Origin of the sequence: Sphingobium sp. IP1 (assembly GCF_002708645.1) — a bacterium.
GTDB classification, from domain to species: Bacteria; Pseudomonadota; Alphaproteobacteria; order Sphingomonadales; family Sphingomonadaceae; genus Sphingobium; species Sphingobium yanoikuyae.
In genome coordinates, this window is the sequence record NZ_NOIW01000262.1 from 1 (window position 1) to 882 (window position 882).

Below are 882 nucleotides of genomic sequence, written 5' to 3' on the forward strand. Positions count from 1 at the left end.
GGCTCTGTTGCAAACATGGGGCACGGCCGCGCGGCGTCACCCAGTTGGGGGATTAGGCAGCATTGGCGAAATGCTTATTGAGCATAATCATGGTTTCGGTCAGGGCCGAGGGTCCAATTCCGAATGCTCTTTCAACCAGGCGCACCTCCCCCATGATACCTGGCTGCAGGCACCATGCCTGGGCCTGTCCTTTGCGTAGGGCGCGCATGACCTCGAAGCCCTTGATCGTGGCGTAGGCCGTTGGCATCGACTTGAAGCCACGTACCGGCTTGATCAGCATCTTCAGCTTGCCGTGGTCGGCCTCGAGCACGTTGTTCAGATATTTCACCTGCCGGTGCTCGGTTTCCGCCGCCAGTTTGCCTTCGCGTTTCAGCTCAGCGATTGCTGCGCCGTAGCTGGGTGCCTTGTCGGTATTGAGTTTGGCCGGCTTTTCCCAGTCCTTCAGGCCACGAAGAGCTTTGCCCAGAAAGCGCTTCGCCGCTTTGGCGCTGCGTGTCGATGACAGATAGAAATCAATCGTGTCGCCCCGTTTGTCGACCGCCCGGTACAGGTAGGTCCATTTGCCCCGCACCTTTACGTAGGTCTCATCCAGACGCCAGCTCGGATCAAAGCCGCGCCGCCAGAACCAGCGGAGACGCTTCTCCATCTCCGGCGCGTAGCGCTGCACCCAGCGATAGATCGTCGTATGATCGACATCGATCCCACGCTCGGACAGCATTTCCTCGAGATCACGGTAGCTGATGCCGTATCGACAATACCAGCGCACCGCCCATAGGATGACCTCGCCGGTAAAATGCCGTCCTTTGAAATCGTTCATCGCAACTGACCTTGACAGTACATGAGCCCAATCTTGGAAACCGTGTCAGAGTTTGCAACAGAGCC

1 protein-coding gene is annotated in these 882 nt (G+C 58.0%); it reads right to left on the reverse strand.

Features of this window, described 5'->3' with window-relative positions; genetic code table 11:
- Positions 1-52: 52 nt before the first annotated feature.
- The gene (locus CG471_RS29865) at positions 53-817 is read right to left on the reverse strand and encodes an IS6 family transposase (RefSeq protein WP_006949122.1); all 765 of its coding nucleotides are present in this window, start codon (positions 815-817) and stop codon (positions 53-55) included.
- Positions 818-882 lie beyond the last annotated feature (65 nt).

Excerpts from the sequence above, each read along its gene's own strand:
- CG471_RS29865 (WP_006949122.1), bottom strand. The coding sequence starts at position 817 with ATGAACGATTTCAAAGGACGGCATTTTACCGGCGAGGTCATCCTATGG.